The 24,424-nt window shown below is 58.1% G+C and carries 22 protein-coding genes; 13 read left to right on the forward strand and 9 right to left on the reverse strand.

The genetic code is table 11. The features are described from left to right. Positions 1–78 precede the first annotated feature (78 nt). Together galS and NV64_RS15445 are read right to left on the reverse strand one after the other, a co-directional pair. Positions 79–1,119 (reverse strand): HTH-type transcriptional regulator GalS, encoded by a 1,041-nt coding sequence (gene galS / locus NV64_RS15440; protein ID WP_056233356.1) that lies wholly within the window; start codon positions 1,117–1,119, stop codon positions 79–81. A 168-nt stretch (positions 1,120–1,287) separates the two neighbouring features. After that, positions 1,288–1,911: a response regulator transcription factor gene (locus tag NV64_RS15445; RefSeq protein WP_101506265.1), complete on the reverse strand. Its 624-nt coding sequence runs from the start codon at positions 1,909–1,911 to the stop codon at positions 1,288–1,290. Positions 1,912–2,207: 296 nt separating this feature from the next. On the opposite strand from NV64_RS15445, the gene NV64_RS15450 reads away from it, so the two are divergent. The 9 genes from NV64_RS15450 (at position 2,208) to NV64_RS15490 (ending at position 12,405) form a co-directional block, all read left to right on the forward strand. Further along, entirely contained in the window at positions 2,208–2,870 is a 663-nt protein-coding gene (locus NV64_RS15450; protein ID WP_101506266.1) for a common pilus major fimbrillin subunit EcpA, read from the forward strand. Between the two features lie 91 nt (positions 2,871–2,961). Continuing rightward, positions 2,962–3,633, forward strand: a complete 672-nt coding sequence (locus NV64_RS15455; protein ID WP_056233361.1) for a hypothetical protein — start codon at positions 2,962–2,964, stop codon at positions 3,631–3,633. 11 nt (positions 3,634–3,644) lie between these two features. After that, entirely contained in the window at positions 3,645–6,200 is a 2,556-nt protein-coding gene (locus NV64_RS15460) for a CS1-pili formation C-terminal domain-containing protein (RefSeq protein WP_082502290.1), read from the forward strand. Then, positions 6,197–7,789, forward strand: coding sequence for a hypothetical protein (locus NV64_RS15465; RefSeq protein WP_056233366.1), 1,593 nt, complete (start codon positions 6,197–6,199; stop codon positions 7,787–7,789). Before NV64_RS15460 ends, NV64_RS15465 begins: the two co-directional genes overlap by 4 nt. Next, entirely contained in the window at positions 7,780–8,487 is a 708-nt protein-coding gene (locus NV64_RS15470; protein ID WP_056233367.1) for a fimbria/pilus periplasmic chaperone, read from the forward strand. The genes NV64_RS15465 and NV64_RS15470 overlap by 10 nt, the downstream gene beginning before the upstream one ends. A gap of 25 nt (positions 8,488–8,512) precedes the next feature. Further along, positions 8,513–8,707, forward strand: a complete 195-nt coding sequence (locus NV64_RS15475) for a hypothetical protein (RefSeq protein ID WP_056233370.1) — start codon at positions 8,513–8,515, stop codon at positions 8,705–8,707. 46 nt (positions 8,708–8,753) lie between these two features. After that, positions 8,754–8,939 carry a hypothetical protein gene (locus NV64_RS15480; protein ID WP_056233371.1) on the forward strand — a complete coding sequence of 62 codons (186 nt, stop codon included), beginning with the start codon at positions 8,754–8,756 and terminating at the stop codon, positions 8,937–8,939. A 65-nt stretch (positions 8,940–9,004) separates the two neighbouring features. After that, on the forward strand, positions 9,005–11,119 hold the full coding sequence (locus tag NV64_RS15485) for a peptidase domain-containing ABC transporter (protein ID WP_056233488.1): 2,115 nt from the start codon (positions 9,005–9,007) through the stop codon (positions 11,117–11,119). Next, complete coding sequence (locus NV64_RS15490) at positions 11,116–12,405, forward strand: HlyD family secretion protein (RefSeq protein WP_056233372.1); 1,290 nt, start codon at positions 11,116–11,118, stop codon at positions 12,403–12,405. The genes NV64_RS15485 and NV64_RS15490 overlap by 4 nt, the downstream gene beginning before the upstream one ends. A 97-nt stretch (positions 12,406–12,502) precedes the next feature. On the opposite strand, the gene NV64_RS15495 is transcribed toward NV64_RS15490, so the two are convergent. Together NV64_RS15495 and NV64_RS15500 are read right to left on the reverse strand one after the other, a co-directional pair. Next, positions 12,503–13,084 carry a hypothetical protein gene (locus NV64_RS15495; protein ID WP_146005498.1) on the reverse strand — a complete coding sequence of 194 codons (582 nt, stop codon included), beginning with the start codon at positions 13,082–13,084 and terminating at the stop codon, positions 12,503–12,505. A 556-nt stretch (positions 13,085–13,640) separates the two neighbouring features. Then, entirely contained in the window at positions 13,641–14,846 is a 1,206-nt protein-coding gene (locus NV64_RS15500; protein ID WP_056233375.1) for a diguanylate phosphodiesterase, read from the reverse strand. Between the two features lie 910 nt (positions 14,847–15,756). Here NV64_RS15500 and NV64_RS23210 point away from each other — a divergent pair. Beyond that, positions 15,757–15,957, forward strand: a complete 201-nt coding sequence (locus tag NV64_RS23210; RefSeq protein ID WP_146005499.1) for a hypothetical protein — start codon at positions 15,757–15,759, stop codon at positions 15,955–15,957. 24 nt (positions 15,958–15,981) lie between these two features. Here NV64_RS23210 and yeiB read toward each other — a convergent pair whose 3' ends face one another. From yeiB to NV64_RS15515, 3 genes are all read right to left on the reverse strand, one after another. After that, positions 15,982–17,121 (reverse strand): DUF418 domain-containing protein YeiB, encoded by a 1,140-nt coding sequence (yeiB, locus tag NV64_RS15505; RefSeq protein WP_056233377.1) that lies wholly within the window; start codon positions 17,119–17,121, stop codon positions 15,982–15,984. A 53-nt stretch (positions 17,122–17,174) separates the two neighbouring features. Beyond that, entirely contained in the window at positions 17,175–17,840 is a 666-nt protein-coding gene (gene folE / locus NV64_RS15510) for a GTP cyclohydrolase I FolE (protein ID WP_056233378.1), read from the reverse strand. Positions 17,841–17,965: 125 nt separating this feature from the next. Beyond that, on the reverse strand, positions 17,966–19,099 hold the full coding sequence (locus NV64_RS15515; protein WP_056233380.1) for a YbfB/YjiJ family MFS transporter: 1,134 nt from the start codon (positions 19,097–19,099) through the stop codon (positions 17,966–17,968). A gap of 103 nt (positions 19,100–19,202) precedes the next feature. On the opposite strand from NV64_RS15515, the gene NV64_RS15520 reads away from it, so the two are divergent. From NV64_RS15520 to fghA, 3 genes are all read left to right on the forward strand, one after another. Beyond that, positions 19,203–20,081, forward strand: coding sequence for a LysR family transcriptional regulator (locus tag NV64_RS15520; protein ID WP_056233382.1), 879 nt, complete (start codon positions 19,203–19,205; stop codon positions 20,079–20,081). A gap of 84 nt (positions 20,082–20,165) precedes the next feature. After that, entirely contained in the window at positions 20,166–21,290 is a 1,125-nt protein-coding gene (locus NV64_RS15525) for an S-(hydroxymethyl)glutathione dehydrogenase/class III alcohol dehydrogenase (RefSeq protein WP_056233385.1), read from the forward strand. A gap of 143 nt (positions 21,291–21,433) precedes the next feature. Further along, positions 21,434–22,276 (forward strand): S-formylglutathione hydrolase, encoded by an 843-nt coding sequence (gene fghA, locus NV64_RS15530; protein WP_056233387.1) that lies wholly within the window; start codon positions 21,434–21,436, stop codon positions 22,274–22,276. Between the two features lie 192 nt (positions 22,277–22,468). On the opposite strand, the gene NV64_RS15535 is transcribed toward fghA, so the two are convergent. Both NV64_RS15535 and NV64_RS15540 read right to left on the reverse strand, forming a co-directional pair. Further along, complete coding sequence (locus tag NV64_RS15535; RefSeq protein ID WP_056233388.1) at positions 22,469–23,251, reverse strand: ABC transporter ATP-binding protein; 783 nt, start codon at positions 23,249–23,251, stop codon at positions 22,469–22,471. Next, positions 23,251–24,333, reverse strand: a complete 1,083-nt coding sequence (locus tag NV64_RS15540; RefSeq protein WP_056233391.1) for an iron ABC transporter permease — start codon at positions 24,331–24,333, stop codon at positions 23,251–23,253. The genes NV64_RS15535 and NV64_RS15540 overlap by 1 nt, the downstream gene beginning before the upstream one ends. Positions 24,334–24,424: the final 91 nt, after the last annotated feature.

A 24,424-nucleotide genomic window follows, 5' to 3' on the forward strand; every position in this document is an offset into this window, starting at 1 on the left:
GCTGGCTGTGTGGTAACGCTGCCATCATAGTGAAGGCGTTGTAATAGTTCTGTGAATTTACTCACAAATTGAAAACGGTTACACCGCTGAATCGCGCGGTAAAGTGACGGCCGCCACATTTTGCCGGATGGCGACCGAATGGCGACGCACCAGCGTCGGCATAAAGCAGTGCTGAGCGCTGGCGTCTAGCACGCCGGCCGCGCCCTTCAGCGCCAGTTCGGTGGCAAGTTTCGCCATAGAAACAATCGGATAGCGTACCGAGCTGAGCTGGGGATCGGTGTAACGGGAAATGGGAATATCGTCGAAACCGACCACTGAAACCTGCTGCGGCACCGCAATGCCGTTGTCCTTCAGCGCCGCCAGCGCACCGGCGGCCATGCTGTCGTTATAGGCGAACACCGCCGTCAGCTGCTGGTTGCGCCCGAGCAGTTCGACCATCGCCGCTTCACCACCCTGCAGGTCCGGCTCGCCGCTGGCGCACCAGCTCTCCTGCGGCGTTACGCCCTGCTCGCCCAGCGCCTGCGCCCAGCCGGCGTGCCGCTGGTCGTCATCCTCAATCGGATGCATCGACCCGAGATAACCGATGCGCTGGTGGCCGTGCTGCTGCAGCATGCGCATCGCCATCAGCGCGCCGCTGACGTTATCGAGGCAGACGCAGCGGTGGGCAAATCCGGGGATCACCCGGTTGACCAGCACCATCCCCGGCACCTGCTGCATCAGCGAGGCCAGTTCGTCATCACCCAGGGCTTTTGCGTGCACGATCAGCGCGTTACAGCGCTGACGAATCAGCACCTCAATCGCGTGGCGCTCTTTGTCGGCCTGATGATAGGAGTTGTTGATCAGCACGTGTTTCTGCATACGCTGGGCGACGGTATCCACCGCTTTCACCAGCGCGCCAAAGAAGGGGTCCGAGACGTCCATCACCACCACGCCGATGGTATCGCTGACCTGGCTGGCCAGCGCCTGGGCGTTGGCGTTGGGCCGGTAGCCAAGGCGTTCGACGATTCTGAGCACCGCCTCGCGGGTGTCGACGGTGACCGCCGCGCTGTTGTTAAGCACGCGCGAAACGGTGGCTACCGATACCCCGGCCTCGCGGGCCACATCGCGGATGGTAATCACAGGCTGATACCTGCGTTGAAAGTTTGCATAGCCGTTCCTGACCAGACGCTGTTACCGCGTATTGTGTCAGCCCTGAGCGCGCCGCTGCGTGAAACAGGTCACAGCCTTGAAAACGGTTACATCATGCGGTAACAACTTTGTGAGAGGGATCATGGTTTACCTGAAAAGTCAGGTGGAGTTCAGACGATTGATGCAGCGCCAGATGCTTATCTGGTCACAGTTCTGCCGGGTAATCTTCTCCAGCGCTCTGTTGCGAAAGGCGTAAACCTGTCTGGAACTGCAGTTCAGCGTTCGGGCGATCACCTTGGTATGGCAGTTCGCCAGGTAACCGCGCAGCACGCTCGTTTGCCATTTACTCAGACGATAGCTGTGCTGGGAAATGAAGCTCAGGCACATCGACGTCTTGCGCGGATGCTCTGCCAGCGCGCTGGAGATGGTGTATTTCAGATGTGTCAGCGGAATACGTTTGTCGATCACCCACTCCACCCCACCGATGGACATAAACTCATGCACCAGTGAGAAAATGCAGATGGAAATGCGGGGATAAGCCTGTCTGATGAGTAAAACTTCATGTTCAGGATCAATAGACCACTCGGTGCGAGATAATATGTCGTAAAAAACCAGATCGAAGTTAATTTCCCGCGAGTTTACAATAAAGTCACTTAGCTGAATAAAACCGATTACAGACAAGGTGATATCCGTTTCGATCTCCTGACATAATGCCGCCATAGCATGCTGCGTATACTGGCAATTATCAACCACCGCGACATTAAATATCTTCTTACCTTCCATAGCTTAATTCGCCCTGTAAAATAACACCCGATTAAATAAAAGCGCAATCATCACCAAAGTACACCGACCACCAAAAATGACAACAAAACAAACACAAAAAAAACAAAAGACCGGTTTTTTGCATAAAATCAACCCTGCAAAAATGAGAACATTTCAACAATGATGAAAAAATCCTGGTGTCATTTTCTTTGCACCACAACCCGGAAGTTCATATATTTAGCGTCATTCTGAAACCACGATAGAACCAACCACACCATAACTAACTAAGATATAACTTAGATATAAGGATAAAACTAATGAAAGGTATCTGTTCGCTTATTCCTTTGGCCTTATCTGCACTGGTCATCTCGACCGCAAGCCAGGCCGCTGACGAGGCCGTGACGGCCTCCGCCGTCTGGAAGGCCGAAGCCGACAAAAACACCACTAACAATCTGGTGGTCACACCGATGCGTGCCCTGCAGTTCAAGTATGCTCCCGCTGCCAAAGACTTCAATACGGACACGGGGACCTTTGAGATCGCCCTGAAGGGCGATCACAGCACCTCAACCGCTTTCAAACTGGAAGCCCGCGTTGACGACACAAATAACATCCTACGCCAGGTCGGCGGTAAGAGTACGCTGCAGATCGGTGCCCTGTTTGGCAGTACCGAAGTCGGTTCCAGCAACGGTGGTACCGCTGGCGGCGTGAGTGCGTCGAATGCGTGGACCACACTGCTCGACTCCACCAAAGATATCGGCGCTGGCAGTGCGTTATGGGCGCTGACCCGGTCAGCGGGAAGTAAGGATCCGCTGATTTCGGCGCGCGATAACTTCAAGTTTATCGTTAAAAAAGCCACGCTGGACGGCAGCACGGCGGAGGCTGATCTGTCCAAACTGCCTGACGCTATGTGGCAGGGCGAGGTGGCGGTGGCCTTCCGCGCGACATGGGCGACGCCAGCGGGCGGAAAAACGGGTTCCTGACTCTTAACAGCTGGCCCTTATTAACCTGCGTTTAAGCGCATTGTGATGCAGGAGCACGGACTGGCTCCTGCACTTCAAGAAGGATTTGCATATGAAGATCGACCGTCTTATATCCTTAACTCTGTTAGTCTCTTTCAATACCGCCGCGCTCAATGTCGGCAACGTTACTACGATTATTGCTGCGGATAAGCAACTGGTGGCGAAAGAGATAATCAATCAAACCGATATGGCTCGGTTGGTAACAGTCAGAGTTGACAAGATTAGTTCGCCGTTTTCCTCAGGTACCACACTCCCCTTCGATTCAGCTGACGAATTGCTGGTGGCTCCGTCACAGCTAATGATGCCCGCCGAAACCCGAAATTTGGTTAAATTCTACTATCAGGGAAAATCGGATAGCGTGGAGCGTTATTATCGCATCACCTTTACCGATGAGTCGGTGGGTGAGAGCGCCAAAAATAGCAGTGGTAAAAATACCGATGCCATGACACGGGCGATAATCAGTACCATTCTGGTCGTGCAGCCGCGAAATAAGCATCTTAATTACGCTTTCAGCCAGGGAAAAATTAGCAATACCGGTAATGTTTCCTGGCGGGTTAACGCCATGGGTCGCTGCCTGAACAAAAACACGTCGCAGCAGGACTGCCGTGACGTTTACTACGTACCGCCGGGTAAAACCTACACATTCCCTGACGTTGATATCAATGATCCGCATTCCTATATCGGCATCTGGGATATCGACCAGTACGTACCAGTGAACAAGTAGCGCAGGCCGCAATGAAATTCACCTTCGCCCCCTGGCTGTTTCCTTTCCTTGCACTGTCTCCGTTTGTCCGGGCAGAAGTTCACCCTGCACCGGCGCACGAGGCATCCCAGTATCGTTTCCCAGCCGCGCTGTGGGGAATGCTGAAGAGCGGGCTCGACGTCCCGGTGCTACTGGAAAATCGCCCGGCAGGCACCGACGCCGCCGCCCCCTGTAATGATACCTGCTATCTGCAGATCGGCCGCGCTTCGCTATTTACCGACGCCGATCGGCTGGGGCTGCGCAACGTAATGATTGAAAACAACGATAGCGACGTGCGCCTCTCCCCGGAACTGCTGACGCTGCTTGGCGGCGACAGCGATCGTAAGTTTGACCCGCAAATGAAGATGACAATCACACCCTGGGCATGGTTTACGCTCGACGTCGTCAGAATGCGGCTGATCCTGCACGTGTTACAGCAGGGCTACGGCATCAGAATAAAACCCCGACAGTATGATATCGATGACCCAACGTCACAGGGGCTGTCCTCGACGCTCAGTTACCAGTTTGGCGGCTACAGCAGTCGTAGCGCCCGGGGGATGACCAGTAACTCAGGCTACCTCAACGCTAACGCTCTGCTGTCGCGCGGTATCGATCATCTGATCGTCGACTCCGCAATGTATGTCGGTAACAGTTTCTCATCCGATCGCGGCGGGCGCATCAACGCCGCGCTGTGGGAGCGTGACTACAAAGGCATGCGCTATGCGGCCGGCGTTCTGGACAGCTGGAAGATGCAGTCGGTCGGTAATATTACTGCCCTCGACGGTGGTGAAGTCTACGGTTTTTCCGTCGGCAATGCCGCCAGCTCACGTAAGCGTGAGAAGTCGCTGTCATTAACGCCGGTGGTCGTGTTCTTTGCCACCGCCGGCGAGGCGCGTATCTACCGCGAAGGCAAGCTGATCGGCATTCAGCGCTTTGACGTCGGCAACCATGAAATTGATACCTCACAGATGCCTTACGGTATCTACAGCGTGGATGTCGAAGTGGTCAGCGGCGGAAAAGTTCTGTCACGCAGCCCATTCCACATCAACAAGCCGTTCTCAGCGGACATCACCGAAGACGTACGCTGGCAGCTCTGGGGCGGTGCTTACCATCGCAATAACTCCTGGGCTAATAATGAAGACGACATTAAAACGACCTATGACCGCAAGCGCAAAGAAATGTTGTCGCTGCTCGGCGTATCGCTCGGCAAGAGCTATCGTCGTCTTGAGTGGAATCTCTCCACTTATATGTTGAAAAACCAGGCCATTGGCGAGCTTTCGCTCTCCGCCAGAATTCTCTCCTGGTTCTCACTGAACACCCAGGGTATGAGCTCCAGTGACGGCAGCAAGCGCACCAACGTGGGTAGCAACGTCACGCTGCCCTGGAACGCCGGTAACGCCTGGCTGAACTACAGCAAGTTATCAACAGGGCGTTTCCTTGCGCTGTATGAAACGCAGGGCGTCAACTGGGGACTGGCGCTGAATATCCCGTCGGTGGGCTTTTATAACGGCGGCATCGTCACCTTTAATGAAGATCGCGATACCGTCTATGGCTACGTGCGACGCAGGCTGGATTACTCGCAGTCTCTTTATGCCGGGCGCTATGGCACCGTCAGAATGCGTGCCGGAGCGGCCAGCAACACGACCCGTAACCGTACCACGCGCCATGATCGGGAGCGTTTTGTGATGCTGGACTTCGCGATTCCCATTGGCAACGCCATCTCCGTTGGCCTGTCGCACTCGCGGGATGCCGGCACCAACCTCAACATGACTGCCAGCCGCCAGTTTGATAATGACTACCTGAAAAGTATGTCGGCCAACCTGTCGAAAGCCTTTTCAGGTGGCGTAGGCCGGGATCTGGCCGGCGGTGTGCTGGCCAATATCGATACCCCTTACAACAGCAACAGCCTGAGCGTACAAACCGACAACCAGCGCGGCTGGAACACGACGCTGACCAGTCAGGGGTCTCTCGGCCTGGCCGGCAGCCATCTCGGCGCCGGTAAAGAGCCGGGTAACGCCGGAGTGCTGATCGATACCGGTCTGAAGGGCGATGCAAAACTGATGCTGGACGTAGACGGCACTGCCAGGGCGCTGACCGGCAACCGTAACTATATCCCGCTGCGTGCCTACAACCGCTATCAGCTGTCGCTGATGAACAGCGCTGAGGATCTCGACAGCTATGAGGTCAGTAGCGGTGCCAAAAACAGCGTGACCCTTTACCCGGGCAACGTGGTCTATCTGCAGCCGCAGGTGCGCAAGATTGTTACGGTGTTCGGCCGTCTGCTGGATGGTCAGGGTCAGCCGCTGGCCAACCGTAAAATCAAGAACCGCTTCGGCCTGGCGGAGAGCGGCAGCGACGGTCGTTTCGTTATTGACGTGGATACGCAGCACCCGGTGCTGAACATCGAAACCTCTGACCAGAGCCAGTGCGCTATCGATCTGCAGATTAAACCGAAAACCGGTGCGCAGTGGATCGGAGACGTGCACTGTCAGCCACAGCAGCTGGCGCTGCAGCCCACACATCCATCCGCAGGGAACAGAAAATCATGAAAAGAGCGATCGGTTTACTGGCGTTCAGCACGTTTGCCGTCGGGGCAGTTGATCTCCCTTATATCGCCGTGCACAGCAATGATGCCAGAGGCGGCGGTAACAGCATCGCCGTTTACAGCCTGAATGCCGGAACGCCCCTGTTGGCCGGCCCGGCAGAGTATCCCGTACTCAGCGATAACCCGGCCAGAACCGTGGCGACCTATGTCCCCGCCAGCGTCACAGAAGCCGGTATTGCCAGCTATGACGAAGATGCCCGCTGGAAATATCAGATTGAAGGCTTTAGCGGCACCGGCTTCAAGGGCAGTTTCTGCGTCAGCTGCCCGGGCGGTATAACGCCGCCGGTGGCGGTTAGCGATACTGCTATCACACTGAAGTACAACGTGCTGGGCGGGATCTACAGCTCGAACGGCCTGATCCTCAGCGATACCTTTCTGCACTACCTGGCCACGCTGCCACCAGGGGCGAAGACAACCATAAATACGTCGGTGAAGGGGCGTTATGAGGAAAAATCGCAGAGCAACACGCTGCTGAAACGCGGCGATATGACTCTGCACAACGCCAGCCGGCTCGAATTTGTTATTGACCCGATCAGCGGTGAAGTCTCACTGCACACCGCCAACAGCAGAAACCAGTGTACGCCCTACACCCGGCTGGTGATGCCCGGCATGCTGTGCAGCATCCTGAACATCAGTTACCAGGGTAGCATGCCCGATCTCTCCGCCGGTCCGCTGAAACTGACGGCCAGCGGCATCAACCCGCTGCTCACTAAGTTTAATAACCGCGGGTTAAGCATTGATTACACCTTCGATGAGCAACTATGGAGCTCACTGTCGAACGCCACATCGGGGAGTGCAAAGCAGCTGGCTAACTCGCTGATCGCCGCCGCGGCAAAAAATGGCGGTAACGCTACGATGAAGGTGTTTTTCCCTAACGACTTTATTATGGCGGTGGCCACCCAGGGCCAGGCCAGCGATCTGACCGATATCGTCACCCTGTGCCTCAATCCGGACTACAGCCGCATCGGCGCCGACTTCTGTTTCAAACCCGGCGAGGGCGTAAGTATCCGGCCGATTGCACCCAGCATCGAGATCCGCCCGGATAACCCCGACTATAAGCTTGATCCCAACGGCTTCGGCGGCAGCGGTAAGGGCAAAATTGGCGACAGTAAACCGGTCACCATCCCCTTTACGCTGCTGACCACTGCCAAAGAGCCGGCCATGGCGATAAGTGTCAGCGTTACCGGCAGCAGCCAGGCCCTGCGGGGCCAGGATTACTGCCTGTTCCGCGGCGTCGGGGCCGCCAGCAACGTTACGGTGCCGGTACCGGGCTTTCTGCTGGCCGGGCTGGGGCAGCAGCGCTACCCGCAAAGCTGCAACGGGCAAAAAATAGCTATCCCCGATCCGAGTCACTCGCCGACGTCCTGGGAGCAACAGCCGTCAGGCATCAACGGCTACACCCTGTGGCGTGCGCCGCTGATCCTCGGCTTTACCATGAACGATCCAGTCTCGACCAAAACCTTCTCAGGAGATTCCTGGGATGGCGTAGTTGACGCCGAAGGCACCATTGAGGTTAAAGCCACATGGAAATAGGTCGCGCGGCAGCCTGGCTGTTCGCCGCCTGCAGCCTGCTACCGGCCCGCACATCGGCTCTGCTGCTTGAAGATCTGAACATTGACCTCAATCCGGAAAAGCAGGTGCGCTTTGTTCCGCTCAGCAATAACGGCCCGCGGCGCAGCATTTACACCCTGAGCATGGTGCAGGTCAGCGTGCCCAAAGCGCAGGGAACGGAGAGCGAAATTAACGACGGCAGCCTGATGTGGTCGCCGCAAAAGCTGTTGCTGTCGCCGGGGGAGCGGGCCGGGTTCAAGCTCTATTACAGCGGCCCGAAAGACGATCGGGAGCGTTATTACCGGGTCACGTTTACCGAAACCCCGCTGGCTGCGGTACCGCTACCGTCCGGTAATGCGCAGACCCGTTCCGATTTCCGCATCGCCATCTCGGCAATTGTGATTGTCCGGCCGGCGCGCCTGCGCTTCAGCTACCGGATAACCGACAGCGAAATCATCAATACCGGCAACAGTTACTTTAAGTACATGGCGGCTCAGGGCTGCAGTAAAAAATATCAGCAGGCGATCTATCTGGCCCCGGGAGAGAGCTGGTCGTTTCAGCCGGCTGAACGCGGTGCCAAAAAGATCGTCGTTTTTGAAAACCAGATTATTCCTGTCAGTCACTGTGACGAAACAGGAAAAAACCGGTCAATGCCAGGTGGCATTGGTCTTAAGCAGTAAGTACACAAAACAAAGGACGTAATACATGAAAGTCATCTCTTTTACGCAAGCGCAGCGCGTGGTGGGCGGTGCTATGAACCCCGTTGAGGGGCTGATTAAGGGTGCGCAGCTGGGTTATGAAACCGGCTCTGATGTTATGGGGATCCTGGGTGGCCTGGTCGGCGGTATTGTCTGCGGCATTGGCGGTTTCCTCGGGGCGCTGGTAGGCAGTTTTAAGTGATTAACAATTGGCAACTCTTTCAGATACATAACAGAGGGAATTAATTATGCGAGCAGTAAGTGAACAACAGGCAGAGAAAATTGTGGGCGGCTGGGATCCTTTTGGTGCCGCCCTTTCCGGCGCAAGAAAATGCTTTGACGTCGGAAATAAGATCCTCGGCCCGCTGGGCGGCACGGTCACCGGGGCGTTAGGCTTTCTCGGAGGCTTAATTGCCGGCCTCGTTTCCGCTTAACCGGTTATAGCGTTTCAGGCCCGCCTATGCGGGCCTTTTTTTCACTCAATAAGACACGCCACTTTATGTTTCTGTTTAGCCATAAAAAAGAACTGACCACCCCGATGATCCGCCAGCATGAGTACACGGAATGCGGCCTCGCCTGCCTGGCAATGCTGCTGGGGCACTACGGCCATCACGCCTCGCTCAGCCAGCTGCGCCGTCAGCATAGCGTCTCCGAAGAGGCCGGTACCTCGTTGTTTGACCTGCTCAACTGGTCAACAGGCTACGGCTTCACCGGACGGGTGCTGCAGGGCACCTTTGCTGAACTGACAGAAATCCGCCTGCCGGCCATCGCCTTCTGGCGCGGCCACCATTTTGTGGTCATTACCCACTTCAGCGCGAAGCAGGTTACCGTTCACGACCCGGCCAGCGGCGTCAGGCACTATCGCCATCGGGAAGCCGCCGCGCTGTTTTCCGGTTACGTACTGGAGCTGCAGCCGGGACCGGTCTTTATCCGTCAGGAGGCGCAGCCGGAACAGACGCTGCGCCTCGGCGCACTGAGCGGCCTGATCGGCCACCTGCACCGGCGACAGCTGGCGTTGCTGCTGTTTTCACTGTTCTGCCTGCTGCTGATGTTGATCTCGCCTTCCTATCTGCAGCTGGTGGTGGATGAAGCGGTGGCACGCAACGATTACGATCTGGTGATACTGCTGACGCTGGTGTTTGCCATCGTCTTTGTCTTCGACGTTGCCAGCCGCCTGCTAAAACAGATACTGGAAATCTGTATGCGTAACTTCGCCTATGACGACCTGAGCCAGACCGTGCGTAGCCTGCTGCTTCGTGCTCATCCGTCATGGTTCCGTACCCGGCCGAGTGGCATTATTCTGGCGGTGGAAAAGTCGCTGCACGCCTGCGCCGAATTTATCAGCAACGGCTATATCGCTATGCTCTCCTCCGCGCTGATGGCACTGTGCAGCCTGGTGTTTATGCTGTTCTACAATCTGCAGATCGCGATGATTACGCTGGTGTCAATGGCACTGTTTTTTATGCTGCGTTTTATGCTAATCGGCCCATGGCAGCGGGCGGTCGATCGGTCAATCCTTAAAACCGCTGAATATGAATCACTGCTGGTGGAGACGCAAAAAGGCATCATTACGCTAAAGGCGAACAATATGGAGGCCAACCTCAGCCAGGTGCTGGAAGTGGCGATGCGCCAGCATATAGCCGCACTGATTAAGAAAGAGCGATTGCTGGCCCGCTTTGACGCCACCTCGCTGGCGGTTATCAACATCGAACAGCTAATCGTGGTCGGCTACGGCGCCTGGTCGGTGATGCAGGGCAGCATGACCCTCGGCATGCTCTTTGCCTACCTCAGCTACAAACGCTACTTCGCCGATGGGGTGATGCAGATCGCGCAAAAGCTGTTAGAAAAATCTTCGCTGCGGGGGCCACTGGAGCGTCTGGCCGACCTGATACACTATCCGCAGGAAGCAGAGCGTTTCGGCGATCTTCCGCTGGGCCCGGTGGCGAATATTGAGTTCGACGACGTCAGCTTTAGCTGGCCGGCAAAAGCGGCAACGCTGAAAAATCTCAGCCTGTGCCTGAAGCGCGAGCAGGAAACGGTGATCATTGGCCGCAGCGGATCGGGTAAAACCACCTTCCTGCGCCTGATCTGCGGCATGCTCAACCACAGCAGCGGCGAGATCCGCATCAACCAGCGGCCGGTGACCGACTGGCAGCTGAGCTCACTTCGTGAGCGTATTCGCATCGTTCACGCTGACGATACGCTGTTTACCGGCACCCTTGCCGAGAATGTCGCCAGCTTTGCCGCTGAGATCGACCATCCCCGGGTCAGATCCGCCTGCAGGCTGGCCGAAATTGACACCATCGTCGACGCCCTTCCCCACGGCTATGAGACGCCGTTTGTCCCCGGCAGCCCGTTTTTCTCCGCCGGGGAAGTACAGCGGCTGGTGCTGGCGCGGGCGCTCTACTCAAAGCCCGACTGGCTGCTGTGCGATGAGGTCACCGCTAACCTCGACAAGGTAACAGCACAGCACGTGCTGGCGAACCTGAGGGGCTCAGGCATCGGTCTGGTTCTGGTGACCCACTCGCCGGAACGGGTCTACCAGCAGGGACAGCTGCTCAGTCTGGAAAACGGGTCACTGGCAGCGGTGGATGCAGCGGAGGTGCTGGCATGAGCTTCCTCAACTGGCTGGCACGGCGCTATCAGCAGCAGGCACCGCTGCCGCCGGGTCAGGTTTCTGCGAAGCGCTTCTCCCGCATCTACCCGGTTAACGTCCCCGGCTTATCGCGGTTGGGTCTGTTGCTGACGGCGTTTATCGTCAGCCTGTTAGTCTGGTCAGTGGTCATGACCTTTTCGGAAACCACCCAGGCACGGGGCACCGTCATCAGCAGCGCCGGTGAGGCACAAATCCGCGCCCGGGTGGCCGGCACCCTTGTCGATATTCCGGTAAAACTGGGTCAGCGGGTAGAGAAGAATCAGGTGTTGTTTACGGTGGCGCAGGACTATGGTGGCCAGCAGGGATCGGTGCCGGCTTTTGAAGCCGCGCGTTACCGTCAGGAACAGCAGGAGGCACAGACGCGCATTGAGGAGCTGGCGCAGTCCGTCACCCAGCTGAAGGACAATTTGCAGCAACAGCAGCTGCTGATCGACCGGCAGATAGCGGCCGCCCGCATTAAGATTCGCCAGAGTCGTGCGCTGGTCAGCAATACTCGTGCCACGCTGGAGGCCTGGCAGAAAATGCAGCATGAGGGCTACGTAGCGCATAACGAACTGAACAAGCACAACAACGACTACCTGAACGCCGAACTGAATCTGCAGCAGGAGGAGTCCGGCTTACTGCAGTTAAAGAGCAACCAGCGCGAGCTGGCCGATAATCACAAGGTCCAGTTCAACGAGCTGGCTAACCAGTCCCTCAGCTTACGCAACCGTATCAGCGAGATTGAGCGCACGCTGGCCAGCCGCGGTAGCAAAACGCTATCAATGCTGGCACCCGCCAGCGGCTACGTGGTGGCGATCAATTTTCCTCCCGGCCATGCGGTCGGTCAGGAGAATGAAGTGGTAATGGTGGTACGCCAGCATCTCAACAGCCCGCTGGAAGGTTATATCTACATTCCCTCCTCCGGTGCCGGACGCATTCGTGAAGGGGAACGAGTCAGGGTCCATTTTGACGCCTGGCCAGTGGACAAGTACGGTGCCGTTAACGCACGGCTGAAGGCGTTCTATCCGGTGAGCATTGACGCCAAATCTGCGCTGCTCCCGCTGCCTCAGGGGCAGAGCTGGTATCTGGCACGCATTGACCTGCCAGCCAGTTTTATCGACGCCGATCGCCAGACGCGTCTGATCATGGACGGAATGACTTTCTCGGCGGATGTGGTGCTGGATACCCGGCCGGTGATCGCGCTGTTAATTGCACCGTTAAACCGGATACGCACGCGTTTCCTGGGCTATGGTGATGCATAATCACCGGAATCTGATTAAAACAGCGTTATAAAAAAACGGCGGCCACCCACACCGTGGTAGCCGCCTTCTCTGTATTACTGGCGAGGTCGGGCATTAATCAACCCGGTTTACCTTCGTTGATCTGTACACCGCCGGCAACCCCCGCCTCAAGCACCTGTTTATACCAACGGGCGATGACCAGCGGTGGGCCGTCAATCAGTTTGACCTCGCCCTGCTTATTACTCAGCTGCAGACAGGTTTTGCCATCGTTGCGGATAACAAAATCAGCCCGGCTGACAGAATAGGTGTGTGTATCAATGTTTACCTCCTTATCCGTCGCCAGCACCGTCCCCAAACGTACGGGGAGCGAAATACACAGCGTAGAAGATTTAAACGCATCGTGCGCCAGGGTCACCTTTTGCGAGATATTCAGCCCCTGCAGGTAACCCTGCTCGGTCAGGCTGATATCGAAAGGCGTACCATTGCTGACGGTAAACTGCAGCAGCCCTGCCTCTTTCAATCTGAATATCGACCGGCGAACGTTTGAATCGAACGTTTTCTCGCCCTCACGTTCTTTCAGCCAGGAAATGATCGATTTCAGCTGCGTTGCTGCGATTCCCCCGCGCTTCATCTCCATAAGAACTTTGATAATCTTGTTCTGTAAAGCCGATCTTCGAAACGATTTTTCGGAATCAGTCATAAACCGTACTGGGCACCTCCCTCAGACTTTAGGAATAGTTAGCCCTGCAAAGGCGCACTTCACAGAGTAACGACTTGGACTACGCTCTCACTTGTATTGCGACTGCGCTATTAATCAGGGTTAAGGTCACACCACAGGCTGACGGTAACCGACGGACGACCGAAGATACGGATAATAGTTTGTATCGCAATATCGTCTTATCAAGTTGATTTTGAAAAAAAATTAAACACTAATTGAGACTGTATCAAAAAGTCATCTGGCTGGGATATCTTGTGGCGGAACCTGAAACTTCAGCATCGAAATTCCACAGTCAGAACAAATTATACTCATCAGAGAATTTTTCGCATTACGAAAATTCCTATACGTGATGCTGAGCAGATATCTTACGCGCACCGCAGGCTGTAAATCTTTCCTGTAATAACCCCAGGAGTGATAATTAAACATATTGTTAATACTCTCTTTTTCAGCTCATCGCATTATTAAATATAGCTAAAAAAACCCATTTTTCCAGCCGGACGTCTCCGGCCTGATTTTTCGGGGGCAGAAGAGTGATGGTTTAAATCACATCCCGGTATTCCGGCCAGGCAACGTGCGCGGCATCGGCCGGACCAAACCCGGCAAACAGTTCACCCTGGAAATTGATCACCCCTGCCGCCTCCAGCCACATCCACTCTTCCGCCTGGGTGATACCGGCAGCGACCGCGACAATTTCCATTGCCGAGCAGCAGCGGATAATCGCCTGCACCACCGCCTGCTTAGGCCCGCTGCGGTGGATGTCACGGATGATGCTGGCATCGATCTTTAAGCGTTCCGGCTGAATGCGCGTCAGCAAAGACAGCCCCGCCGCACCGGCACCGAAGTTGTTGATACACAAGCTGATACCGGCAGTTTTCAACGCGATTACGCCGGACATCAGCGCGCTAACGTCAGCCGGCAGCATTTTCTCATCGAGGCTGATCACCACCTGTTCCGGCACCAGCCCGGCCTCCCTGACCTGACGGGCAATCACCGACGCCACCGCAGGCACCGTCGCCAGCGTGTGCGCGGCCAGGCTGACGTTAAGCAGGGTTTTGTTATCGCGGCGATCGCTCCAGGCCGCCAGAATATCCTGCAGGCGCTGCAGATCGGCGGTGGCGTCCGGCAACTGCACGGCATCATTTGCGCTCAGGCACACGCCCGCCAGTTCACCGTCCACGGCGTTGACCTCCCGCGCCAGCGGATCGACGATCGGCTGAAAAAGTACCGGCGGGTGGCCGGCGTCATGGGTGGCCGGCGCAGCGTCGCGGACGGCCGCTGGCCCGGCGACAAACTCCCAGTATTCACCCGGCAACACTTCGTAATAATTCTCTTTTTCACGCGCCTCAACGAAGGTGCGCAGGAACTGCAGCGCGCGATCGTTATAGGTCAGCTGATAGCGCGTGGTGCCTTTATCCAGCACCGCCTGCAGCACCTCTGACTTGTCATAATCGCGCAGGTCGAACAGCTCCATCCCGGCGTTACCGAAGCGCCTGAGAGGGGCATAGTCGCGCATCAGCTCGACCAGATTATGGTGCTTTTGATCGGCACAAATGCGCTGGTAAACGGCCTGCACACCTTCGTATGGCCCCTCCAGCAGCTGAAAAAAGTGCGTACCGTTAAACAGCAGGATACCGGTGACCTGGTGATGCGCGTTAAACGCGCTGGCCTTACTCACCAGAGTGGGCAGAGTTTTTACCGGCACATGCTCAGCGAGATGACTACGGTAAAGAATGGTGGTCAGCATCGGCTGCTCCGGTTGGGTTATCGGGGGCGCTGGTATTAAAAATCAGTCGCGTAAAATGAAACGGTTAATAAATATTTGCATGAAAATGGACGACTTGAAAGTCTCTGTTATGTAACAGGGATAGCCCCTGCGCCTCTGTTTTACTCATTAACAACCGCGTTATTAATTTTAACGGTCGGACATCACCCTGCGAAGGAGTAAAAAACATTAACCTGAGTGCTGCAAAGTTGATCTGTTTTGAGGTGATTAGGCAAAATAACACCTGTTAATCACCTAAACGATCGTTTTTGCTAACTGAAATGAGGTGGATTTTAAGATATTTCGGAAGTCGCGCAGTGCTGGCTACCGGGTGATTAAGCTGAGAAATTTTTTTTTTGGCGAATGACGCCGCGTCACACTTTGCCGCAGGAGTTGCGTACGGCCAGGTGCGTGTCTCTGTTCACAATGATGAGATTTGAATAATAATCAACCAATAACGCTGTTCTGACCCACATTAACCCTGAGGTTTCACCCGCACCACCTCCTATTCACTCCCGTCAAAAAAAAGGAGTGGTTGCAAACTGATTGCCGATAAAAACGATATTTCGAAGATAACGGTCAGAAAGAATGAAAGTTATCAGAAATGATAATCAGTGCTCTTCTAAATCACCTTTGCAGCGGATGAAATTATTTACACCCGTGACAGCTAAAAAACCAGCGCCAAATTATACAGTTAAAAATGAATTGTACAGATATGTTTTCAGCTGTACAAACCCCTGTGATAAATAATTATGCTATTTACTGTTCTTTATTGTTCTTTTCTGTGCATGATGGAATACACGCAAACTCCGGCGGCTTTTGTCCTGCCTGTGAGAAATAAATTTGATTGCTCAGTTAAACAACAAAACGCAGCGGCCAGGCGAGGGATAATATGTCGACAGGTTTAAGCGAAACAGATGAACTCCGCGCCGTGATGGGCGCGGCGGTAACGACCATCATCAAAGCCGGGCAGCCGGTGACCCGGCTCAGCCTGATCGCCACGCTGACCCTTCTTGGCGGCCAGACCACCGACTCCCGGCGGCAACGCGTGTGCATCCGGGCACGCAGCCTGCTGGGAGAATACTTCACCTAGCCCTCTTCCCGCCGTTTGATCGCCTCAGCGGACGCTGCCGCCGCAGCGCTGCGTCAGCCAACGCCACAGCCACTCCAGCGGCCCCTGTCTGAACCGCTTGAGCCACAGCCACGAGAACAGCAGATTGACTGCCCAGATTGCCGGCACCATCAGCAGCAGCTGCGCGCGGCTGAACTGGTTAAACCACCCCAGACTGTTAAACAGCGTGGTACAAATCAGCGTCTGCAGCAGGTAGCTGGAGAGCGCCATGCGGCCTACCCGGCTAACCGCCGCGGTTAAACGCTCCGGCAGGGCCGGCCAGTAGCCGAAGCACAGCGCGGCGTAGCCCAGCGACTGCAGCGGGGCGCCGATCTCACGCGGCACCTGCAGGAAAAAACCGCTCCAGCGGAAATCCCAGCCGGTCAGGTACTGCAGTACGATTGACGGCAGCTCAATCGCCATCCCGGCCGCCACCAGTCGCCATCCGGTGCGGCGGTAGTGGGCCGTGTCGAAGTGCCCCTGCAACCAGCCGTTACGCATCAGCGCAGCGCCGATCATCATCAATCCCGCCAGCTGCCAGACGTACTGTACCGCCAGCGCGATCAGCGCATCACCGACCATATCCAGCCGGTTCAGCAGCGCCTCGCTGCCGCCGTGGGTGCGCCAGAAGGTTTCGTACTGAACCGCTGCCGCCCCCGGCAGCCAGCCGCTACCCGGCTGTGAACCGGCCCCCATACCCAGCACCACCAGCACTCCGCTGCCAACCAGATACAGCAGCAGGCCGGTGTTAATCAGCTGACGAGGCGTCGCCACATCGCGGATCATCCGCCACACCAGCAGGCCGGTCAGCCCGTAGGCCAGCAGAATATCCCCCTCCCACAGCAGCAGCCCGTGCAGCAGACCCAACACGCACAGCCAGATAAGGCGTGACTGCAGCCAGCGCCCGCCACGCGGCAGCAGCAGCTGCAGGCCGGCACCGAACAGCATGGCAAACAGGGTGAGAAATTTGGCCTGCGCCAGCAGATCCTGCGCCGCCCAGACCAGAAACTCACCGACGGTGGGCATCCCCTGCCAGGCCGGATTGACGTAAGCGGCTTTCGGCAGCGCAAAGGCGATAATGTTCATCAGCAGAATGCCAAGGATGGCAATGCCACGGATAAAGTCGAGGGTTACGATGCGGGGCATGATGGAGGTTCCGTCAGGCGGAGCGCTCCGGGCGCCCCGCCGGGTAAGGCTAATTAGCTGTGGCGCACCGCGCGCAGGAACTCCTGACGGGTGTTCTGGCTGGACTTAAACAGGCCGCCCAGCGAGGTAGTGGTCGTGGCGCTGGTGGCATCGCGGATGCCGCGCGCCTTCACGCAGTAGTGCACCGCGTCAATAGAAACGGCGACGTTGTTGGTGCCGAGCAGGGTCTGCAGCGCCAGCAGGATCTGCTGGGTCAGACGCTCCTGCACCTGCGGGCGCGAGGAGAAGAACTGCACGATGCGGTTAATCTTCGACAGGCCAATCACCTTGTCTTTCGGGATATAGGCCACCGTGGCCTTACCGTCGATAATCACAAAGTGGTGCTCGCAGGTGCTGGTCAGCGTAATGTCGCGCACCGTCACCATCTCATCAACCTTCATCTTGTTTTCGATCAGGGTGATTTTCGGGAAGTTGGCGTAGTCCAGGCCGGAAAACACCTCGTTAACGTACATTTTTGCGATACGTTTCGGCGTTTCCATCAGGCTGTCATCGGTCAGATCGAGGTTCAGCAGCTGCATAATCTCGGTCATATGGCCGGCGATCAGCCCGCGGCGGGTTTCATCATCCATTTCACGTGCTGGCGCACGTAACGGGGTTTCCAGACCACGGGCGAGCAGCGCCTCGTGAACAAGTGTGGCTTCCTGACTCAACGTCGCCATGTGCTTTTCTTCTCCGGCAGGTAAAAGCCGGGCATCGCGCGCCCGGCCGGGAATTCTGAGGCGGTATTCTGGTACACATTGGCCGCGTAATCCAGTGAATCAACCCTGTCAGTGATAAAACAGTGTCAACTGACGCCGCCAGCGCGCCGCCAGACCAGTATACCTGCCAGCAGCAGTGCGGCGGCGGCCACGTACAGCGCCGGAGCCAGCTGCCCGGTCAACGCGGTAGCGATCGCCGACAGCAGCGGCCCGGCGAGCTGGCCGATGGCATAGCCGGTGGTCAGCAGGCCGGCCATATAGCGGCTGTGCTCCGGCGCCAGTTCACGGCCATACTGCAGCGAGAGCTGCACCACGCAGAGGAAGCCGCCGCCCACCAGCAGCGCCCCCACCAGCAGCCCGGCCAGACCCGGCAGCCGGTCGCTGGCCAGCACCCCCGCCCCCTGCAGCCAGAGGATCACCGCCAGCCGCCGGTTGCTCTGCCCCACGCGGCGGGTAAGAATGCCGAGCAGGATCCCCAGCACCGCTGCGCCGCCAAACACCGGCCAGACAAACTGAGAGACGATGCCAGGAAAGCGTTCGCTGGCCATCTGCGACAGAAAGGTGGCCGGCAGAATATAGCCGAAGCCCGCCAGGCTGTAGCTCAGCACCAGCCGCTTCAGCCCCGGCGTCAGCACCAGCGGCTCCGGCACGCTCTGCGGCCGGTGCAGATCGCCGCGCCGGGGCAACGAACGGGCGATGCTCACCACCAGCAGCAGCGCCAGCACCCCATAGGCCAGCCAGGCCCAGGCCGCGCTGGCTGCCTTACCGTGCAGCCAAACCGCCAGCAGGCCGCTGAGGAAAATGCCGGTACCCGGCCCGGCAAACACCAGGGCGCTGAGCCCAGGGCGCTGGTAACGGTGCAACACCTCATTGCTCCACGCCGCCACCAGCACCATCGCCCAGCCGCTGGCCCAGCCGATAACAAAGCGCAGCAGTCCGTGCAGCCACGGCCCTTCCACCGCACCTGAGAGCAGCGTCAGTGCCACCCCGCCCCACACGCCGGCCTGCAGCCGCCACTCCACCTGCCGCCGGGCGCGCATAGCGTCAAATGAACCGCACAGGTAGCCAAGATAGTTAAGCGCCGCCACCACCGCGGCGCTGGTCAGCGTCAGCTGATGTTCAGCTATCATTAAAGGGACCTGCGGGGTAAAGGCAAAGCGGCCGATGCCCATTGCTACCACCAGCGCCAGAAAGGCGCTTAGCGCCACGCGTACAGCCATGATGATGTTCCTTACTCTTTTAACGGTTGCCTGTAGCGTATCCGCCGGATATACTCACGAAAAGTGAATAATTAAAAACAAGTTACTTACAAATAGAGAATACATGGATCTGACCCAGCTAAAAATGTTCTGCGCGGTAGCGGAAAGCGGCTCGGTGGTACGCGCCGCGGAGCAGCTGAACCGCGTGCCGTCGAACCTCACCACACGCCTGCGCCAGCTGGAAGAGGAGCTGGGCAGCGATCTGTTTATCCGCGAAAAGCAGCGGCTGCGGCTGTCACCGGTCGGCCATAATTTTCTCTGTTATGCGCAGCGCATTCTGGCGCTGAGCGAAGAGGCGCTGGCGATGACCCACAGCGGCGAACCGGCCGGTCATTTTGCCCTCGGCTCGATGGAGAGCACCGCCGCCAGCCGCCTGCCGGAGCTGCTGGCCGCCTTTCACCAGCGCTATCCGGCGGTGACGCTGGCGCTGACCACCGGCACCTCCGGCGAGATTATCGATCGGGTGCGCGCCGGTACGCTGGCCGCGGCGCTGGCCGATGGCCCGGTTAGCGGCGACGACCTCAACAGCTGCGTGGCGTTTCCTGAGCAGATGCTGTTGATCAGCAGCCTGGATCATCCGCCGATCGGCCAGCCAGCCGACGCCGCCGCCGCAACGCTGTTTACCTTTCGCAACAGCTGTTCCTATCGCAGCCGTTTTGAAAACTGGTATCGCGAAGCCGGTGTGCAACACGGCGCGGTCATGGAGATCTCCTCTTACCACGCGATGCTGGCCTGCGTCGCCAGCGGTGCCGGGCTGGCGATGCTGCCGGCGTCGGTGCTGGCGCTGCTGCCCGGCCACCAGCGGGTGCGTCAGCACCCGTTACCGGCGGAGCTGCGCGATACCGCCACCTGGCTGGTGTGGCGGCGTGATGCCTTCACCCCCAATGTGAAAGCGCTAAAGTACCTGATTATTGAGCAGTTTGATGAGAAGTCGAGCGCTTAATGGATTTTTTCCGATAGCCAGACTGAATCTATACCCCACCGCCCACGACCGCACCCCGGCGTGAGGCGACCACAGGAGCAAGAAATGCAGATGATTAAAACGCGTGCGGCCGTTGCCTGGGCAGCCGGCGAACCCCTGAAGATTGAAGAACTGGATCTGATGCCACCGCAGAAGGGCGAAGTGCTGGTGCGCATCACCGCCACCGGCGTCTGCCATACCGACGCCTACACCCTCTCCGGCAAAGATCCGGAGGGCGTGTTCCCGGCGGTACTCGGCCACGAGGGCGGCGGTATTGTTGAAGCGGTCGGCGAAGGCGTCACCAGCGTGGCGGTGGGCGATCACGTGATCCCGCTGTACACCCCGGAGTGTCGCCAGTGTAAGTTCTGCCTGTCCGGTAAAACCAACCTGTGCCAGGCGATCCGTACCACCCAGGGCAAGGGCCTGATGCCGGACGGCACCACCCGCTTCTTTAAAGACGGCCAGCCGATCTTCCACTATATGGGCACCTCCACCTTCTCTGAGTACACCGTGGTACCGGAGATCTCGCTGGCGAAAATCAGCAAAGAAGCGCCGCTGGAAGAAGTGTGCCTGCTCGGCTGTGGCGTCACCACCGGTATGGGCGCGGTGCTGAACACCGCCAAAGTGAAAGAAGGCGATACCGTGGCAATCTTCGGCCTCGGCGGTATCGGCCTGTCGGCGATTATCGGCGCGAAAATGGCGAAGGCCGGCCGGATCATCGGCATCGATCTGAACACCAGTAAGTTTGACCTGGCGCGTAAGCTGGGTGCGACCGACCTGATCAACCCGAAAGATTTCGATAAGCCAATCCAGGAGGTGATCGTTGAGATGACCGACGGCGGCGTTGACTTCTCCTTCGAGTGCATCGGTAACGTTAACGTGATGCGTGCGGCGCTGGAGTGCTGCCACAAGGGCTGGGGCGAATCGGTGATTATCGGCGTTGCCGGTGCCGGTGAAGAGATCGCCACCCGTCCGTTCCAGCTGGTCACCGGCCGCGTATGGCGCGGTTCCGCCTTCGGCGGCGTGAAGGGCCGTACCGAGCTGCCGGGCATCGTCCAGCGCTATATGGACGGCGACTTCCAGCTTAACGACTTTATCACCCACACCCTGCCGCTGGAGCAGATCAACGAAGCGTTCGATCTGATGCACGAAGGCAAATCGATCCGTACGGTGATTCATTTCGATAAATGATTAGAAATTTTGCCTAAACAGAAGGTGTTGTATCAAGGCGGCAAGTGAGGACATCCCCGGGAGCATAGACAACTATGTGACCGGGGTGGCCGAGCGCAGCCAACGCAGAGACAACGCCTTCTGTGACGGCAAAAGGAGGAAAAGTGGCTGATAATATGGAACTACTCGAAGAACACCGCATGCACGGCGGCTGGCAGCAGCGCTACCGCCATCAGTCGGCGGTGCTGAACTGCCCGATGACCTTCAGCATCTTTCTGCCGGAGCCGAAGGACGATATTCCGCCGCCGGTGGTCTGGTTCCTCGCCGGGCTGACCTGCACCGATGAGAACTTCAGCGTTAAGTCCGGCGCACAGCGGGTCGCCGCCGAGCTTGGCCTGGTGCTGGTGATGCCGGATACCAGCCCGCGCGGCGAAGGCGTGGCGAATGATGAAGGGTACGATCTTGGCCAGGGCGCGGGGTTCTACCTCAACGCCACCCAGGCCCCCTGGTCGGCGCACTTCCGTATGTATGACTACATTAACGACGAACTGCCGGCGCTGATTGCGGACCGCTTTAAGGTCAGCGATCGTCAGGCGATCATGGGGCATTCGATGGGGGGCCACGGCGCGCTGACCCTTGCGCTGCGTAATCCGGGCAAGTTCAGCTCGGTCTCCGCCTTTGCTCCGATCGTCAATCCGCTGGAGGTTCCGTGGGGCCAGAAGGCCTTCCGCCACTATCTTGGGGACGATCGTCAGGCGTGGAAAGAGTACGACAGCTGCTGGCTGCTGAGCCAGACCAGCGACCAGCTGCCGATGCTGATCGACCAGGGCGACAGCGACCAGTTCCTCGCCGACCAGCTGCGGCCGGAGCGTCTGGCCGCCTTCGCCCGCGATCGCGGCTATCCGCTGACGCTGCGCATCCAGCCCGGCTACGATCACAGCTACTTCTTTATCGCCAGCTTTGTGGAAGATCACCTGCGCTTCCACGCGAAACATCTGCTGGTGTAGCCTTTGCCCGTGGCGGCAATGTAAAAAGGGGCAGCCTGTGCAGGCTGCCCCTTTTTTGCTGAACAGGCCAGCGCCAGTCCGTTAATCCCGACAGACTTCAGCCCCCCGGGCCGCAAAACCTGACAGACGTTAACTGGCCGGGCCGTCCGGGACCTGGCCTGCCGGCCATCCTTTAACGCGCCCGATGCCGGCTCAGGCCACATCCCCCACCAGGCCATCAATCAGCACCTGCGGCGTACCGTGCGAACAGCGCTCAATGCGGCCGCGCACGCCGTAGACTTTCGCCAGGCTCTCCGGGGTGATCACCTCCTCCGGCGCACCGTCGGCAATCAGCCTGCCGTTCTGCAGCATCAGCACGTGTTCGCTGTGGCGCAGCGCGATGTTGATGTCATGCACCACCACCACGGTCACGATATTGCGCTGGCGGGTCTCGCGCGCCACCAGGTCCATCACGTGGAACTGGTAGTTAAGGTCGAGGGCGCTGAGCGGCTCATCGAGCAGCAGCAGCTCCGGGCGGCGGATCAGCGACTGCGCCAGCCCCACCAGCTGCTTCTGCCCGCCGGAGAGCTGATCGAGGAAGCTCATCGCCAGGTGGGCGATGCCCAGCTGTTCCAGCAGCGCCATCACCTCGGCTTCGCTGGCGGCGGTGCTGCGTCCGCCGGAGGCGCGCTGCGCCACGATAATCGACTCCAGCACGTGCAGGTGTACCCCGGCCGGCAGCGACTGCGGCAGGTAGACCACCCTTGATGCGCGGCGGGCAAACGGCAGGCTCATCAGCTCGTCACCGTTCAGCCACAGCTCACCTCTGGCCTTATTCAGCCCGGCCAGCGAGCGCAGCAGCGTCGACTTGCCGCAGCCGTTCGGCCCCAGCAGCACGGTGATTTTACCGCGCGGCAGCAGCGGAATGTTCAGGTCGGTAATCACCTGACGTTTTGGATAACCGGCGCTGAAGCCGCTGATTTTCAGTCCCTGCATCAGATATTCCCCCGATGGCGCAGAATAATACTCAGGAAGAACGGCACGCCGACCAGCGAGGTCACGATACCCACCGGAATGATCACCCCTGGCAGGATGTTTTTCGACGCCACAGAGGCCAGCGACAGCACCAGCGCCCCGGTCAGCGCGCTGGCCGGCAGGTAGAAGCGGTGATCTTCACCGAACACCATGCGCGCGATGTGCGGCGCAACCAGGCCGATAAAGCCGATTGGCCCGACAAAGGCCACCGCCAGCGCGGAGATAATACTGATGCGCAGCAGGGTGCCGAGGCGCAGACGACGCACGTCGATGCCAAAGCTCACCGCGCGATCCTCCCCCAGCCGCAGCGCGGTCAGTTTCCAGGCGCTCATCATCGAGATAGGTACCAGGATCAGCAGCGCAATGCTCAGCACCGCCAGCTTGTCCCATGATGAGCGCGCCAGGCTGCCCATGGTCCAGAACACCAGCCCCTGCAGGGTATCTTCGCTGGCGATAAACTGCATCATCGACACCAGCGCGTTAAAGGTGAACACCAGCGCGATGCCAAACAGCACCACCCCGGAGGTGGAGACCTGGGTCCAGCGGGTGACCGCGTCCAGCATCAGCGCGGCCAGCAGCGCAAACACAAAGGCGTTAGCGGAGATAAACCACTGGTCGGGAATGCCGGGAATGCCGATGCCCAGCACGATCGCCAGCGCGGCGCCGAAGGCGGCGGCAGAGGAGACGCCGAGGGTAAACGGGCTGGCCAGCGGGTTATTGAGGATGGTCTGCATTTCGGCACCGGCGAGGCCCAGCCCCAGCCCCACCACCACCGCCATCAGCGCATACGGCAGGCGGATATCCCAGACGATCACCCGGGTACCGGCATCCACCGACTCCGGCGAGATCAGCGTCTGCCACAGGGTGGCCAGCGACAGCCCGGACGGGCCAAGGGTAAAGTCGAGCAGCAGCGAAGCGAGGATCAGCAGCAGCAGCCCGCCCATAATCAGCAGCCGGTGCCGCAGCACCTGGTGATAACGGCCCATCGCGCCGTCGGGCGGGGTTTGGTCGGCGGACTGCGCCGAATCAACGCTTACACTCATCTTAAGACCCTGTTTCTCTGGTGAGGCGGCTACGCCAGCATTACGGCGGTAAAAGTAACGAAAACAAGAATAGTTATCAATGATATTCGTA

The organism is Erwinia sp. B116 (assembly GCF_002865965.1).
GTDB lineage: Bacteria > Pseudomonadota > Gammaproteobacteria > Enterobacterales > Enterobacteriaceae > Erwinia.